The 15205-nt window shown below is 56.2% G+C and carries 14 protein-coding genes; 9 read left to right on the forward strand and 5 right to left on the reverse strand.

What is annotated here, in order from left to right; translation table 11 throughout:
- Positions 1 to 29: 29 nt before the first annotated feature.
- From traW to PRJ_RS29625, 4 genes are read left to right on the forward strand one after another with little or no spacing between them, the layout of a single operon-like run.
- Positions 30 to 728, forward strand: a complete 699-nt coding sequence (traW, locus tag PRJ_RS29610; protein ID WP_104963102.1) for a type-F conjugative transfer system protein TraW — start codon at positions 30 to 32, stop codon at positions 726 to 728.
- A complete protein-coding gene (locus PRJ_RS29615) occupies positions 725 to 1762 on the forward strand; it encodes a TraU family protein (RefSeq protein ID WP_103470355.1) in 1038 nt (345 codons plus the stop codon). The genes traW and PRJ_RS29615 overlap by 4 nt, the downstream gene beginning before the upstream one ends.
- Positions 1710 to 2441, forward strand: a complete 732-nt coding sequence (gene trbC / locus PRJ_RS29620; RefSeq protein WP_256597976.1) for a type-F conjugative transfer system pilin assembly protein TrbC — start codon at positions 1710 to 1712, stop codon at positions 2439 to 2441. Before PRJ_RS29615 ends, trbC begins: the two co-directional genes overlap by 53 nt.
- 42 nt (positions 2442 to 2483) lie before the next feature.
- Positions 2484 to 2879: a hypothetical protein gene (locus tag PRJ_RS29625; RefSeq protein ID WP_104963104.1), complete on the forward strand. Its 396-nt coding sequence runs from the start codon at positions 2484 to 2486 to the stop codon at positions 2877 to 2879.
- A gap of 38 nt (positions 2880 to 2917) precedes the next feature.
- Here PRJ_RS29625 and PRJ_RS29630 read toward each other — a convergent pair whose 3' ends face one another.
- The gene (locus PRJ_RS29630; RefSeq protein ID WP_104963105.1) at positions 2918 to 3298 is read right to left on the reverse strand and encodes a hypothetical protein; all 381 of its coding nucleotides are present in this window, start codon (positions 3296 to 3298) and stop codon (positions 2918 to 2920) included.
- Positions 3299 to 3378: 80 nt separating this feature from the next.
- Entirely contained in the window at positions 3379 to 4275 is an 897-nt protein-coding gene (locus tag PRJ_RS29635) for a recombination-associated protein RdgC (protein ID WP_104963106.1), read from the reverse strand.
- Between the two features lie 121 nt (positions 4276 to 4396).
- Between PRJ_RS29635 and ligA the strand changes: the two genes are divergently transcribed.
- From ligA to PRJ_RS29660, 5 genes are all read left to right on the forward strand, one after another.
- A complete protein-coding gene (ligA, locus tag PRJ_RS29640) occupies positions 4397 to 6403 on the forward strand; it encodes an NAD-dependent DNA ligase LigA (protein WP_104963107.1) in 2007 nt (668 codons plus the stop codon).
- 60 nt (positions 6404 to 6463) lie between these two features.
- A complete protein-coding gene (locus PRJ_RS29645) occupies positions 6464 to 7531 on the forward strand; it encodes a toprim domain-containing protein (protein WP_104963108.1) in 1068 nt (355 codons plus the stop codon).
- A 573-nt stretch (positions 7532 to 8104) separates the two neighbouring features.
- Entirely contained in the window at positions 8105 to 9355 is a 1251-nt protein-coding gene (locus PRJ_RS29650) for a hypothetical protein (protein ID WP_158682602.1), read from the forward strand.
- A gap of 66 nt (positions 9356 to 9421) precedes the next feature.
- Positions 9422 to 10519 (forward strand): hypothetical protein, encoded by a 1098-nt coding sequence (locus tag PRJ_RS29655; protein WP_104963110.1) that lies wholly within the window; start codon positions 9422 to 9424, stop codon positions 10517 to 10519.
- A gap of 108 nt (positions 10520 to 10627) precedes the next feature.
- Positions 10628 to 11167 (forward strand): DUF882 domain-containing protein, encoded by a 540-nt coding sequence (locus PRJ_RS29660; RefSeq protein WP_104963111.1) that lies wholly within the window; start codon positions 10628 to 10630, stop codon positions 11165 to 11167.
- 46 nt (positions 11168 to 11213) lie between these two features.
- Here PRJ_RS29660 and PRJ_RS29665 read toward each other — a convergent pair whose 3' ends face one another.
- The 3 genes from PRJ_RS29665 to PRJ_RS29675 are packed head-to-tail and all read right to left on the reverse strand — an operon-like array spanning position 11214 to position 15158.
- Positions 11214 to 12119, reverse strand: a complete 906-nt coding sequence (locus PRJ_RS29665) for a hypothetical protein (RefSeq protein WP_104963112.1) — start codon at positions 12117 to 12119, stop codon at positions 11214 to 11216.
- An 11-nt stretch (positions 12120 to 12130) separates the two neighbouring features.
- A complete protein-coding gene (locus PRJ_RS29670) occupies positions 12131 to 13405 on the reverse strand; it encodes a hypothetical protein (RefSeq protein WP_104963113.1) in 1275 nt (424 codons plus the stop codon).
- Positions 13398 to 15158 (reverse strand): type IV secretory system conjugative DNA transfer family protein, encoded by a 1761-nt coding sequence (locus PRJ_RS29675; protein WP_104963114.1) that lies wholly within the window; start codon positions 15156 to 15158, stop codon positions 13398 to 13400. The genes PRJ_RS29670 and PRJ_RS29675 overlap by 8 nt, the downstream gene beginning before the upstream one ends.
- Positions 15159 to 15205: the final 47 nt, after the last annotated feature.

Consider the following 15205-nt stretch of genomic DNA (forward strand, 5'->3'; position numbering starts at 1 on the left):
CCGACAGTCTTCTCCACGTGGCCATTTCGATGGCCACGTTGGTTTTTGATCACCTGGTCATCATGAGCCCCGGGCTGGGCATTCTCATTGGAGTTGTGATGAAGCTACGCCGCTTATGCGCATCCGCTTTCCTTACCGCCCTCTACCTCGCGTCATCCACTGTTCATGCCGAAGAGCTCGGCAAGTACGGAAACACCTGGGAGATCCAGGAGCAGGATGCAATCGACATGATCCAAGGTCGGTTGAGAGCGATGGACAAGAAAGGCGAACTCGACAAGTTCTGGAACGACTACCGCGACAAGCAGTTGGCCGGAGCAGAAAACCCCAAGCCGGTACCCGGCATTGGGCCCGTCGTTGAGCCACAGATCAGGATGTACGACCCGACCTACACGTACCCTGAGACCGTCAAAGATCATCTGGGCAACATCCTGGTGCCGGCGGGCACTCGCATCAACCCGCTGGACCACATCACCCTCAGCAAAGCGATCATCTTCATCGACGCTCGCGATCCGAAGCAGCTGCAGTACGCCAAGAAGCGCACGGACGAGCACCCTCGGGACAAAGTCGTGCTGGTCGCGGGCTCGTTCCTGAAGCTCGATCGTGAGTGGGGTCGCCCGGTCTACTTCGACCAGATGGGAATCCTCACGAAGAAGTTCGGGATTGAGCGCGTTCCCGCGGTCCTGACGCAAAAGGGTAGGGAACTCCAGATCGAGGAGCTGAAGCTATGAAGAAACTGCTAATGGCCCTGGGCTTTGTGGCCACGGCCCTGCTCAGTACGGTCAGCTCTGCTGATGAAGGTGTGTGCACCGGCAAATTCCCGAACCTGATTTCGGACGTCTGCTGGTCCTGCATGTTCCCAATCAAGCTTTTCGGTTCGACGGAGCTCATCTCCGATGGCCAGGAAGACTTCGACAGTGGCAACAAAAGCGCATTCTGCACGTGCGACAACCCGCCCAAGGTCGGCATTCCCACCTCGTTCTGGGAGTTCGACATGATGACCGACGTTACCACGGTGCCAGGGTGCTTCCCCTTGCTTGGTGGGGTGAAGGTCAACGTAGGCGTGAACGCCGATGCCTTCGGCTACATCTCTGACGATCAGAGCAGCGGCATCGGTAGTACCCGTGACTCGTTCATGCAGGTCAACTTCTATATCAACCCGGCCATGTATGTGATGGGCGCCATCCTGGACGATACCTGCATGGACAACCGCGGTATCGACGTCCCCTGGATGTCTTTCGCAGACCCCACCCACAACGACGACGAACTCGCCGGCATCCTGACGCCATACGCATTCCCGTTCGGCAGCATGCTTGCGATCGGGGCCATGTCCGCCGATGCCGTTGCCGCCGCTGCTGGCTTCCCGCTGTCGACGATCTTCTGGGCCGCCGGCTCGTACGGTCACATGTACCCGCTGACCGGTCGAAACGAGGCGCACCTGAGCATGGAGCAAACCGCCAGGCTCCAGACCACGCGAATCCTCGCAAAACTGCATGCCGCTGGTACCCAATGGGCGGCGATGGGGGGTGACGCAATGTGCGGCTACTACCCGCAGATCATCATGGACAAGCGGCAGTACAAGCTGACTCGCCTCTACCCCAAGCCTGAGACCGCGAAAATCGCAGGCAAGTGCTGCTCTCCAATCGGGCGGTCGACCATTCTGACCGAATCGAACACTGAGTTCCCTCTTCCAGGATACAAGGACTTTGGCTATGGCATTTTCCGTAAACGCGACTGCTGCGGCGGCGCTACTCTTAGTAACTAGCGTCATCGCCGTGCCTGCCTTATCCCAGCAGCTGGAAATGCCTTCCAACGAAGCTATCCAGAAGATCATGCGGGAGCAGGCGGCATCTCGTAGTGCCGCTCTGAACGGAAAAATTGACCCGGTGAAGGCGGGCACGTTCAAGGCTACGGTACCGGTCATCGACACTCCACCACCCACCAAGACCGAGTCGCTGGACGACGTCATTGCGCGCTTCAACGCCGCGAAAGACGGCGCCAAGGGTGGGCATGGCGCGAATGACTTCATCATCTTCGTTTCGTTCTCTATGCCCAAGGACAAGCTTGAGCTGCTGGCGCAACAAGCCCGCGAAACCGGTGCCGTTATGGTCGTGAGGGGGTTCAAGAACGGCTCCCAGATGCAGACCAAGCAGGCCGCACTGGAGGTGAACAAGGCCGGCGTGCCCTGGGAGATCAACCCCAATCTGTTCAAGGCATTCAAGGTTGAATCGGTGCCGACGTTCGTCGTGGCGTCTGCAGAAGCAGAGTCCGTACTGGACGACGGCTGCTCACCAGATGCCACCTTCACATCGATCACCGGCGACATCAGCGCCATGCTAGCCCTGGACACCATCCGTCTCCGTGCTCAGCCTGAGATCGCAAAGCTTGCCGAGGCTAGGCTGCAGAAGATCTACAAACAACAAGCCCCTGGCACCGTCCACTAATTGCGATCGAGCCCGGCATTGCGCCGGGCTTCTGGAGAAACTATGCAAGCCGAACTAACCACCATTAACTGGGAGCCTGGCTTCCAATTGAACCTGAGCTCCTGGGCTGATTTGGAGATTGCGAAGCGTCGTGGAGAAAGCCCCGGCGAACTATCAGCTTGCGCTTTGAATTCCTGCATCTACTACCGAGGTTCCTATGTCATGACTCGCGACCTAGTCGCACACGTCGAAAAGGGCATCACCTGGAACGCGCAGGTTTATGAGGCATGGAACTATGGCCGCTGCGAAGAAATTCACAAAATCTGCCGAGGGCTTTCACCGTCGGACGCCGACGCTCTGATGCATGCCAGTGGGTATGCAGACGTCAGCCTGGAGGAGCTCAGCGACGCCTCGGACGAAGCAGTCCAAGAGGCATGGGACGCGCTGTACGGCGAATAAAAAAACCCGGCCTCAGGTGAGGCCAGGTTTGCACAACGTTAATCGGCTTGAGCCAATCGCCCGGAACCGAATGCTACGCGACGGGCCGCTGCATCCCACTCCTGCACAGTGACCAGCATGCTGGAGCGAGCCTTCACGTGACCGTTTACCGTCTGGCGATACCGCAAGCGCACATGACCTGGCGTGACGCTTGGATACCCTTCGAGTTCGTACACGTTACGGAAACCGTCTACATCAATGTTGCTGGTGGTGTAGATCTGTGAGAAGAACATCCTGAAATAACCGGCCTTAACCAGCATCCCAGCAATCTCAACGATCAGCTTCAAGCGCATGCAGCACGCGCTTAATAACAGAGCGAGGTCAAGCGACAGAGCTTGAACTTTGCGTTTGCAAACATCGGTGTCGATAGTCAGTTTCATGGTCATTCTCCCGGGGTGAGTGGCTAAGCCTTGCGTTCGCCTAGTACCCGGTAATGCACATCACGCGACTACAAATCTGATTACCCCTGTGCGGACTCCTCACCGCCGAGAGCTTCCATGAGTGCGGGCACGAGCTTTGACAGCACGCCGGCGTAAGTCACGAACATCGCGCCAAAGGCAGCCTCTTCATCCTCCTCATCGGGAAATTCTTTGTTCACGTTCTCCAAGAAAACGATGCGCTTGAGGGTCGATTTATCCGTCAGGATGAAGGACACCTCTTCATTGAATGTCATCGCCAGCCGTACGGGGCGCCGACCTTCGAGCAAGTGCTGTCGGATCTCTTCGCGCTCCAGGCTGATCGAGGCGTAGCCGACCTTGGATTTTTCAAGGTCCAGCCCCTGCAGGTTGACCTCGCGGTCGACCGTGAATTCGTCGGGAGATTCGTTGTTCATCAACCAGGTGGCCATCGCGGAGGAGGGGTCCATCGAGGTTCGAATCAGTGATGCGGGTATATCGATGGCATCATGGATTTGAGTGACGACATCATCGGCTTTCGCCGGTGAGCCACAGTCAATGCCGATCAGCCCCGCGGCGGTATCGATCCACACCTTCTCCGTGCTCTGTGACTCGAATGCCCTTGGTAGGAGCTCGATAAACGCTTCCTCCTTCATTGCCTTGAGCTGGTCCCGGCTGGGCTTGTAGCCCTTCTCGGAGAGCATCTTGGCCGCCTTCTTTGCCACGTGTCGCTGCAACACCGGCTCGGGCACCTTTTTTTCTTCAAAGCACAGGTTCAGCAAGATCTGCTTCTGCACCTCAAGCACCAAGCCACCGCCCACACGGGGTTCCACCCACCCCTGGGTTTTGGTGACGCTACCAGAACAGGGGGTGAAAGCCCTTTTTTCCAGCCGTTTCGCAAGGTCGGCCGTAGACAAGCGCCAGGGCTCAGTGATCCGGTACAGGTGAAGGTTCGAAAACATGATGCAACTCACTCCTGGCCGGCTTGTCACCAGCACGATTGGGCGCACGAAAAGAAACATGTACGCATAATACTGACAGATTTATTATCATGCACACATCTATCCTGCCAGTGGAAAAACCATGTCTGAATTCGCCCAGGTTGAGCAACGCCTTCTTCAACTCCGTGCAGAGGTCGCTGGACACATGGATGCGTACCACCGACTCGATTCCCCGACGATCCCGGATGGAGAATTCAACCTCCTGTTTCGTGAGCTGGAGCAACTGGAAGCAGCGCACCCCGATCTAGCTACCGCCGACTCACCAACGCAGCGAGTAGGTGGCCGGGTTCTGGAGGAGTTCGTGCAAGCACGACACGATGTGCCAATGCTGTCGCTCAAAGATGCCATGGACGAGGAGGAAGCCCGGGCATTCGCAAGTTCTGTGGTGGATGAGCTGTCACAGCCGGCGGACATCGAGTACACCGCCGAATTGAAGTACGACGGCTTAGCGCTTTCGGCTCGATACCTGGCTGGCGTCCTGGTTCGTGCAGTCACTCGCGGGGATGGTACGACCGGGGAGGATGTAACGGCACAGGCCAAAACCATCCTGAACTTGCCCCTGACCCTACCTGCGGCCATCGATCTGGAGGTTCGTGGCGAGGTTGTCATGCTCAATAGCGATTTTGAGATCGTGAATGAGCGCCTCAAGAGCCAGGGCTTGAAGACCCTTGCCAACCCTCGCAACGGCGCCGCCGGCAGTATGCGCCAGCTGGACCCCAAGGTGACTGCCTCCAGAAGGCTATCCTTCTACGCGTATGGAGCCCAGGAGCTCGATGGCACGCCAGCGTTCAAGGCAACCAAACAGTGGAAGATCATTGAGGGCTTGCGGGAGCTCGGATTCAGCATTGCCCCGGAAACGACCGTGGTCCGCGGCTGGGATGGCATCAAGGGGTTCTACGATGCAGTGGGTGCGAATCGCCACAACCTACCAGTAGCCATCGACGGCGTCGTATTCAAGGTCAACTCCCTCGCCGACCAAGAACGGCTTGGCTGGAACAATCGCACCCCCCGATTCGCCATTGCGTCCAAGTATCCGGCAGAAGAGGCCGTGTCCGTCGTCGAAGACATCGTGGTCCAGATCGGCCGCACAGGGCCTGCGACTCCTGTGGCAAAGCTTAGGCCTGTGCGAGTCGGTGGTGTAGTGGTGTCCAGCGCCAATCTACATAACGCTGATCAAATAGAGGCCAAGGGCATCAAGGTCGGCAGCACCGTTATCGTTCGCCGAGCGGGGGATGTGGTACCGGAGATCGTTCGGACAGTGTCCGCGATCGGTGATGAGATCCTCACCCGCTATGTGATGCCGATAGAGTGCCCGTCATGCGGTAGCCCCCTCGTTCGCCTGCAGGGCGCCGTCGAGCTGTATTGCCCAGGTGGCATCAAATGCCCAGCACAGAAGCAGGGCAAGCTCGCTCACTTCGGGTCTCGGCTGGGAATGAACATCGACAACCTGGGCGACAAGTCGGTCTCTACTCTGATCGCCGCCGGCCTGATCAGCATGCCTTCCGACTTGTACAGCCTTAGCGACAAGGTGGTCGCACCGCTCCCAGGGTTTGGACCGGTCTCCGCGAAGAACCTGATCGCGGGCATTGAGGGCTCGAAGGCTCCCGAACTCCCGCGGTTCATTTTCTCGCTGGGCATCGAGGGTGTCGGCGAAGCCACCAGCAAAGCTCTGGCGGCGCAGTTCGGGTCCTGGTCAGCATTCCGCGCAGCGTCTTTCGCGCAGCTGTTGGCAACCGCGGATGTTGGGGACGGTACCGCCACCAACATCACCCGATTCTTCGAGGATTCGACACTCGGTGCTGAGGCGGATCGCCTAGCCGTGATCACCACACCGAACGACTTCATTGCCATCAGTGGAGCCTCGCTGAAGGGCAAAGTCGTCGTCCTCACCGGCACTTTTCCAACCCTCAGCAGAGAGGCTGCCAAGGCCTTGGTTGAAGGGGCAGGGGGGAAGGTCTCCAACAAGGTTTCAAGCAAGACCAGCTTCGTCGTCGCCGGCGAAGCAGCAGGCTCGAAACTCGAAGCTGCCCGGGAGCTAGACATTGATGTATGGGATGAGTTTCGGCTGCTGGCCACGGTCGCGGGCTGAGGTTTACAGGCCGGCGTGAAGCATCACAGAGCATTAAGATTACATCTGGAGAACCAGAAAATGTCTGCAACTAATGGACCATACAAGCGCGATGCTAATGGAGTCGCCTATGAAGTCGACTTCGAGTATGTGCGAGATAATGTCTCGCTCGACTGGTTCTTCGAGCACATGCTCGGTGCGAAAGCGAGACCATCAGCAGGTGCAATCCGGTACAACATCTGTCCAAACCCAGAGTGCGGTGCTTCGTCCCTTCACTCGGTAAAGGTCAGTGTGAAAAATGGCGGATGGCTCTGCTACTCCTGCGGTGAACAAGGTGACGTAGTTGCTGCGGCGGCTTACTACTGGGAGAAATCCCACCGGGAAGCTGGCCTAGAGCTCATGGGTGCGGACGTCGACCTGCTCAAGCACTACATTCCCCCCAAACCCTTGGACGCGATCCAACGCGATGACAGTGCTCTCGCGCTGGTCTTGCAACGCGTCGCCGAAGCTCGCCCATATCCGTCGAAAGAAGCCCTGAAATACTTTGCTGGTCGAGGTATATCCGAAGGTGTTGCCAGAGAAGCTTGTAACAGAGGCATCCTGATCACCATCCCGGACAGTCCGATGGAAGCCAAGGGGTTCTTGACTGATGTCGCGGGACAGGAACTGATGGTGAAAGCTGGCCTGTGGAACCCCGAAAAGAAGGCGCCAGCCTGCGCATTCCGGCCACTGTGGTTTCGGTCGCAATCGCACTGTGCTGCTGAGTTCAGGCTCATGCGTGAACCCAAAGAAGGGGAGAAGAAGGCCATGCGGTACGGCGGGAAATCTCCGTGGATCTGGGAAGGCTCGGAAAGTGAATTCATGATCGTCGAAGGCCCGATCGACATGTTGTCAGCCGTCGAAATGGGCTCAAAGAGGACGATCTTCGCGCTACCTGGTTGCGAGAATTGGGAGCCTGAATGGTTCAACATGATGGCCAAGAAGAACGTGCTTCAGGCGCTGGATCCTGATAAGCCGGGCTTCAAGGCTGCAGAGAACCTCAAGCCCGTGCTAGAGGCTCTAGAAGCCAACCTAGGCACCTTCAATCCACCCAACAGGGTCGGTGACTTAAACGAGCAGCTCAAGCACATGCGAGGGCTCTTAAACTAACCCACCACACCCGGCTCTTGCAGCCGGGTTTTTTTTACCTGTGAGAACTGGTGCCGGCTTGAGCCGTCACTTTAGGCTGCCTAGCACCGCGTCAAGCTAAGGGAAAGGGACTAACCGCAGGAGTGGAGGTACGGGCACCCAGAGCGGTGTCGTAAGCAGACTTCCAGCCGCTCGCACCAGGCGTTATAATCATTTCCGGTGTTTGTCGCACACCTTCCGCCCGCACCGGAGAAACAGCCATAGCGACAAGCCTTTCACCCATATTTTTATTCTTCTCTACAGGCATAGATTAAGCGGGCTGATCAATTTTCGCCAATGTGGAGATTGGAATGACTGATTCCGACAGTAAGTACCCGCAGCTCAACTCTGATAGCACAACTGAAATTCCTCTGGAATTTTTTTTCGTGGACAGATGATCCCGAGAAAGCCGCTGAGCAACTCAAAAAGCGCATAAAATTAGCATCCAAGGCGCTCAGTGGATTGTGGGATGAGCCGCGTTCTAAGTCCCTTGAATGCGTGGCCTGTGCTATAGGCTATTCTAATTGGTATTCACTGACGACGGCACTCAAGACGATGCCCGCTGTAAAACCGTCAAATGTTGAGAATGAAAACTCCAGAAAACTTCGTGATATTGCTGAACTCTTAGTTCCTAATGATCCTGAAGTCTCTCTGGATGATCACAGAAAGCAATTGTTGAACGAGTTTGGTGCGCGCCTGTCATCCATAACAGGTCTCTCCTTGCAACGGGTGATGGATTCCGTATGCGCTGCACTGTGCCAAGCTGCTTCGTGGTCGGATGTTGAGGGACGCAATCCGCAGCTTGCAACGACGCCTCTATATGAATTCTTCTATTACGACGGCATCAAACAAGGGTATTTGAAAAGTTCTTCAGCTTGTGATCAGTTGTGCGAGCATCTAGATGACTCCAATGCTGACTCGCCAGATTTCAAATCTTGGGTTGAAGAAACTCTATCCCATCAGCCTGGCTTCATGGAAGGCGCTGTAGATCTAGCGCTGGACCTGAATGACCAAGGGCGGTACGAAGATGCCGTAGCAATTCTCGACAGGACCATTAAGTTAATTGAACGCATCATACCAACCAACTTTCGTGGATTCATGGACCCAGACTACGGGCGCAACGAGACCTATTTACATCTACTGTACATCCGCTCTTATAGCAATTTTCAAGTGGGTGAAGACAAAAAGGCGTTACGAGATGCCCGAAGACTCTTGCGTTTAGACCCTTGCGATGAAATGGGGATTCGGTATTTGTACCCTCTGATGTTGTTGGAAACCGGTGAGTATGAAGCTGCCAACCACGCGACGAAACACCTAAGGCACAAGTGCCACATAAACCTTGCCATCATTGCATTTTGTAAATTTGCAATTGGCGACAGATTGGCTTTTGAATACTATCTGACATTAGCGCTCATTGACATCCCGTCACTTCGGTGGTTTCTCAAGGGAGAAGATGAGTGCCTAGAAGATGGAGATGGCGACTGTCGCATTTACTCCGACAACGACGACCTATCCGATTTTTTTGAATTCGCATGGGATACCTATCAAAGCGTGGATGGACTCGCCAATGCTTGTGTAGAACTCCTTTCCTCTCGGACCTTTGTCGCTACAGAATCTAAGTTTCATAGACTGTGGATGGACCGTGAGCGCTTGAAGGGTGGCTGGCAAGCCGCACGGGAAGAGCTCGCAAGGGCCGAGCCCAAAAACCTTCTCGGTCAGCTTCAAGACCCCGGTAAGGCATCGATGCCGGAGGGTGCCGATGGGTTGGAAGGGCATGCATCCAAAGTGGAGCCAAGGCAGCTGTAGTCTCGCCGGCTAAAGATCCGCTACGCTTGAAATACCGACACCCCTTTAATTTATCGGAGCCCGCCCATGCACGAAGAGCCATTCGTTTTGAGTTCGATTGATCGGGCTCGTGACTGGGTCGACATATGCAGCCGCGGAGCAGAGCTGCCCAAGGAAAAGGTGGCAGCGATGCTCGCAAGTCTTTGCGGCTTCGGCAGCTGGGACATCATGAGTTACGCAATTGAAGCTCTTCCTCCCTCATTGGTCGACGAGAAGGTCGCTTCGGAAGTTGTCCAGAGCAGACTTAAGCATCACCTGCAGGTACTGGTTGGGGTGCATCAACTCGATCCTCCTCTCGCGATCTTTATCTTAAGCATGGTCAACCCCACCTCGGGAAAGCCGCTAAAGGCTTTCTCGAAGTCAGATGAGTTTGCTGTAAGCACTGACCAGAGACGGGCATTTGAAGCTTTCGTCAATGAGCTACCAGTTGATGACGGACCCAAGCTTTTCGCTGCACCAGGTAACCCCGAACACTTCGAGCTCCAATGTGAACCTAACCGGACACACCTGGCGCTTACTCTTTGCGGTGACACCGAGCCGTTGCTTTGGTGCCAGGTCTTTGATGCCCTCGGCTGGGAGTATGAGCTCGCTGATGACGATATCCCGGATATCGACGAGCCATCCTTTGAGATTTACGACGACATTCTCGGTGAGGTGCCGGTCTACATTACGCCACTGTCTCGCCCACCCGCGACGCAAGGTGAACCGATAGACCGTGCCCTGCGCCTGCAAAGAGCAGCGTGCTTGGGAGATTATCTATCCCAGGATTTTCCTGGTGAAGCTGCTCTGATGTTGATGCGCTGGCCAGTCATGAAGGAAATTGATGGGCACATCTACTGCCATGCGGGCAGCGTCTACCTATTTGAACTGGGCGAGTGGCAAGACCTACTATTCAACCTCCGATGCACAAGCGTATCCGAGCTTCTGAAGCTCAATAATCTCGTTGAAGACATCCATCAGGGGCACCCCGCGCTAGAAGACCATGGGGGGGATTTCTGCACCCTGCTCAGTATCTGTCTCTCCGGTCATAGCGCGGATGATTTTGAGGGTGGGATAGTCCCAATGATACGCCAAAAAAATGAAGAAACGGGTTGGTTCATGCAGCGGGTAAACGAGGACGAATAGCCCTAGGAGTGCTCGAATTCACCTCACAAATCATAATCGCATACTCAACACGTACACATACGATACGTGCAGTGATAAAGTCTGCTTCACTGTTAGTGGAGCTCTCCCTTGGATCGTCGATCATTCCTGCACTTTGCCCTCGGCTTGGCTGCTTCGTCAGTGCCACTGCTCTCAAGCGCCAGCACCTTCTGGGATCAGCCCAGACGCCTCTGGCTGAAGCGTGAGATCAAACCCGGGCAATGGGAAGAGGTCGACAAGGTCTATTACCAGAACGGTCGACTCGATTGGTCCGGCTACGACCCCGTGTGCCGGCTGATGCGCGATGTTCACACAGGCAAAGCTGTGCAGATGAGCCCTGTGCTCCTGGACATCGTCGCTGGAATTCAAGGCTGGTTCAAAATTCACGGGATAACGAAGCCCATCATCGTGCTTTCAGGGTATCGCGAAGAGTCGACCAACAAGAAGGTGGGTGGCAAAAAGCACTCTGCGCACCTAAGAGGTGGCGCCTGCGACCTCACAGTGCCAGGCGTCCCGGTAGACTACCTTCGACGACTGGCCCTATACCTTGAGGGCGGCGGCGTGGGCGTGTATCCAGGCCGAAATTTCATTCACGTGGACGACGGGAATTTGAGGGTGTGGCGGGGGTAGCACCAGGCTCTCGCTCGATTGAGAGCCTGACAGCCACTAAGCATGCTTAGAACATGCTGGACCAGGAGATCTGGTTGACGAGGGGCTTGTGAGGGAGCAGGGCCAAGTCCACGGCCCTCAGTGCTGGGTTACGGCCGGTGAGGTACCAGCAATCATTTTGCTGACTCAGCATGTATCGATCACACAGACGCTCCAGAGCCGAACGGTAGGCCTCTGTGACATTGCCACCGGATGCGAGTGCCAGCAGGTCAGCCGATCGAATGCCAGGCTGCCCCCATGCTACCCGGGCAAGATCGTACCCTTCATCACCGGCCAGGATAAAGATCTCATCCGCAACAGCCTCTGGCACTGGGTCGATCATGAAAGGGAACTCCACAGGGAACACGTACCAGCGACGCCAGAACTCGTAGTGGATCCTCAGACGAATGACGTCCTTGCGAGCTCCCAGCACCTCACAGCACTTATCAAATGCCCAGTCGCCAAGGGTGGGACCGAACACCCACTGCGCCGCAGTCACGTACACATCGGTCGGAAGCTTCTTCGAGAACAAAGCCTCGACGTTGGCCTTGATGATGCGAAACGCGAGACGCGTAACTCCGTCCTCAAAGTCCTCTTCATCAAGCCGGCGCAGCTCATCCTTCTTCAGTTTTCGTCTTTGCGCTCCAAGGTTCGATAGATTATTGAGTGCGGCGAGCCCAAGTTCTTCAGCAAAAGGATATGACTCGACCACAGTTTCGTCAGTCCCCAGAAAATCCACTTGAGCATCGTCTGCAGCGTTATCAAGATCGAAGGCGTCAAGACCTTCGAAAAGATTGGCGCTATCAAAGCTCTCAAGCCAGTTACGAACATCGCCAGGATCAGAAAGACCGCCAGAATCGTCAGATAGAAGCTCAGATCCGAAGACATCGTTTTCTTCCTCGTTGCCCAGGGGCATATCAGTGAATTCGTTCATTGGCACCACCCTTAAACCGGAACTGTCTGCGTGAATTGGTCTGCGCCGGCCATCCGTGCATGTTGGCGCCTGGCCGGCCGCCTGATGTCGGCCGCAGTGGCGACTCTCACTTCGCCCGGGGCGGCCAAACTCGCCCAAGTCACCTGGTGCTCCCCGGAAACAATCGCGTAGTCGGTGGTGCTCATCGACAAGAGTCTTTGCATCACATCCCCTGTGCCCTGGGCTTGCTCAGGCTCCGTAGGCAGCAGTTGGGAATAGACCTGCGCTGCCGATTCGGATTGGGGTTTGAACAGAACCAGGTTGCGAGCTCGACTCAGGCAGGCCTCGCGCAGATCCAGAGACTCACGCCCAAGATCGTCGAGCGAACCAGCTGCAACCCATACGCTCAACACCTGCTCAGTCTCCGGCGAGAGCAGCTGCTCGATGCTCGGGTCATTGCAACCACCTGGATCGGTGAACACAGCCAGCGCAGTGGGTGCACCAGGCTCACCGATCGACCGTAGGACAGCATCCGCCAAGTTCGAGATCACGATGCGGCGTAGATTGGACGCAGCCTGGCCACGGCCGATGTAAGGAATTGCGAGATACACGATCTTCCGTGTAACCAGCGCCTCGTGAAGCACGACGTCAGGCTGGTAGCTGTTGAACACTTCACCCGCTCTACCGGCGCCAAGCATGCACATGCTCCCAGCAAGGCCCGAGAAGCGTCCTTTAAGCTTGTCCGCACAGATGTCACCATCATCACCCTGAAAAGCATTGCAGGCCTGCTGCAGGGCTCCCAGCTGCACTGAGCGGGGGTGTGCAGTGGCCATGTGTTCCACCAGCGCTGAGATAGCGTCAGGCTTCATCACGAACATGCCCAGATCAAGGTACGAGTAGGGCAGGCCTGCGAGCTGCAACGAGGACACAATCGCTCGAACAAGTGCAGCGGTTGAGGTTGAATCGTGAGCTGCCGTCGCATCCTGATCCGCGAGGAAATTCAAGACATGGCTAGCGACCTTGGTAGGGGCAGTGTGCAACACCGGGTTGTAGGTATGGCTCAACGCGGGACTACCAGGATTAACGATGAGCAAGTCAGCTCCCCGGCCAACGGCAGTGCTGGCGCCGATCATCGTTCCCAAAAGTGTTTCATCGATCGATGCACCAACCACGAAGACCGCAGCGCCGGCAGCAATTCGTCGCTGAACCACCTCCCTGATCAGTTGCCCCTGACCCACGGTATTCTCATCGAGGACAAGGGTATGCCCGAGCACACCAGGATCGCCCTTGGGTTCTAGGTTATTCATCTCTCAGCTGCTCCTGTTTTATCTTCCGCCCACCCGTGGGCAGCCCGCTGCCACCGAGGTATTTGTCACTGTTCTTGAAGAAGTCCGCGCCCTTAACGGACGGCCTGCGGAAATGGTTGATTCGAATGGGGCCGATTTCTTTCTGCAGCTTTCTGTCGATGCTGATCATCGGCACCCGGACGTTGAAGATCTGGTCTCCTCCGTACTGGATAATGCATTCACCCTTGCCGAGCGCTTTGAGGTCATCCGGCGAAACCTTGTATTCCTCCTGCTCACGCTCGCCGACCGATATGCCGGCGGCAGCACCGGTGCCGCCCTCTGGCGCCACGTTGAGGAGGGGGGTGCTACTGCTTTCGTTCTGCGTGCCGCTCAATGACTTCGTGATACCGATTTTCATGCCGATGAGGTCTGCACACTCAACGGCCGTGGCCTGGGTCCCGATCTTGAAAAAGATCTTGGTCCAGGTGTTACCGATGACCATCTCTTTGAAGTCAGGGGAAACCACATCTAGGTTGGCCAGGGTCTGGGCAGCGGGGAACAGTGCCATCTGTGCGCTGCGCCCCTGTTCAAAGGGACGTGCAAGCGACTGAACGGCGTAACTGCCCAGCTCATCCATGAAGTTGAAGTGCGGGGGGTTAGGCCGGTCCTCTTCAGGCAGCGCCTGGATCCACGAGATAGCCGTACGCAGGTCGCCCAGGAACATCTTGCCGAAGTTGGAGGCGGCTTCGTTTTTACCCATCGTCGGGAGAGCGACGTAGATGATCTTCTTCGCCCGGATCGCTTCGAATAGGTCGATTTCCGGGGCGTAGGTGTTCATCACATCACCGAATTTACCCGTGCCGAACAAGTACATCCGGCCGGCAAGGCCGCCGAACGTTTCCTTCATCCGCTTGATGTCGACCACGTTCTCCATGCCCGGCTTTCCGCCGATCTTGTACTGCTCAAGGAACAGGGAGAAGTTTTTTGTGGCCGGGTTGTGAGGCTGAGTCTTCTTGAGCAGTGTCTCCAGCTCCTCGATCGCTTTGTGGTTCATCAACAGGATCGTGAAGTCGATGAAGTTGTAAGCGAGGCCAGCTGCTTGCATTGCCGCTACGAGGGTGGTGATGCCTTGGTTCGCCGACTGTTTGTAGTGGTCGGCGCCAGGGTTATTCTCGGTAGACGGAATGATGGACAGGATGCGGGCGGCGATCTCATCAGGGTCACCCCGGAGGATGGGGTTGTAGGAGTTGCTGAGCGATGGGTTGCCCGGATTCAGAATCAGCAGGTCCTGCTCGCGGCCTGCCCAGACGCAGTACTGGTAGATCGTTTGAATGTCGTCCGCATTCATCTTTCCGTCTATGAACGTGAGGCCGCCGCCACGCTGGATCTGCTGGAACATCATCAGCTTACCTAGGACGGTTTTACCGACTCCAGACTGACCCAGGATAAACCCATGACGCATGAAATCTTCATCAGGGACACGGACAGGCTGGCCCGTGTCGGTGGTGAAGCCAAGCAGCAAGCCATCCCCGTGCGCCAGATCGGTAGCCGAGCGGATATTGATCTTCGACTCAAGGAGGAGCTGGTTCTTCCAGAAATCAAAGACACGATTGCCCACGTACGCCGCACCCACAGCGCCCATGGCGAGGGGGAGGGTGGCCGGCACAGAGCTGAAGAAAGGCGATGTCAGAAGTCCACCAGCACCGACCGAACTCAGTGCCAGGGTGTCTTTAAAGCCACCAATTTTCGAGCGAAGTATCTGATCCATACTCATGGAGGTGAGCCTTTAGCTACGCACAAAAAAACCCGAGCACCATGAGG

The sequence above is a fragment of the Pseudomonas sp. XWY-1 genome (assembly GCF_002953115.1).
GTDB classification, from domain to species: Bacteria; Pseudomonadota; Gammaproteobacteria; order Pseudomonadales; family Pseudomonadaceae; genus Aquipseudomonas; species Aquipseudomonas alloputida.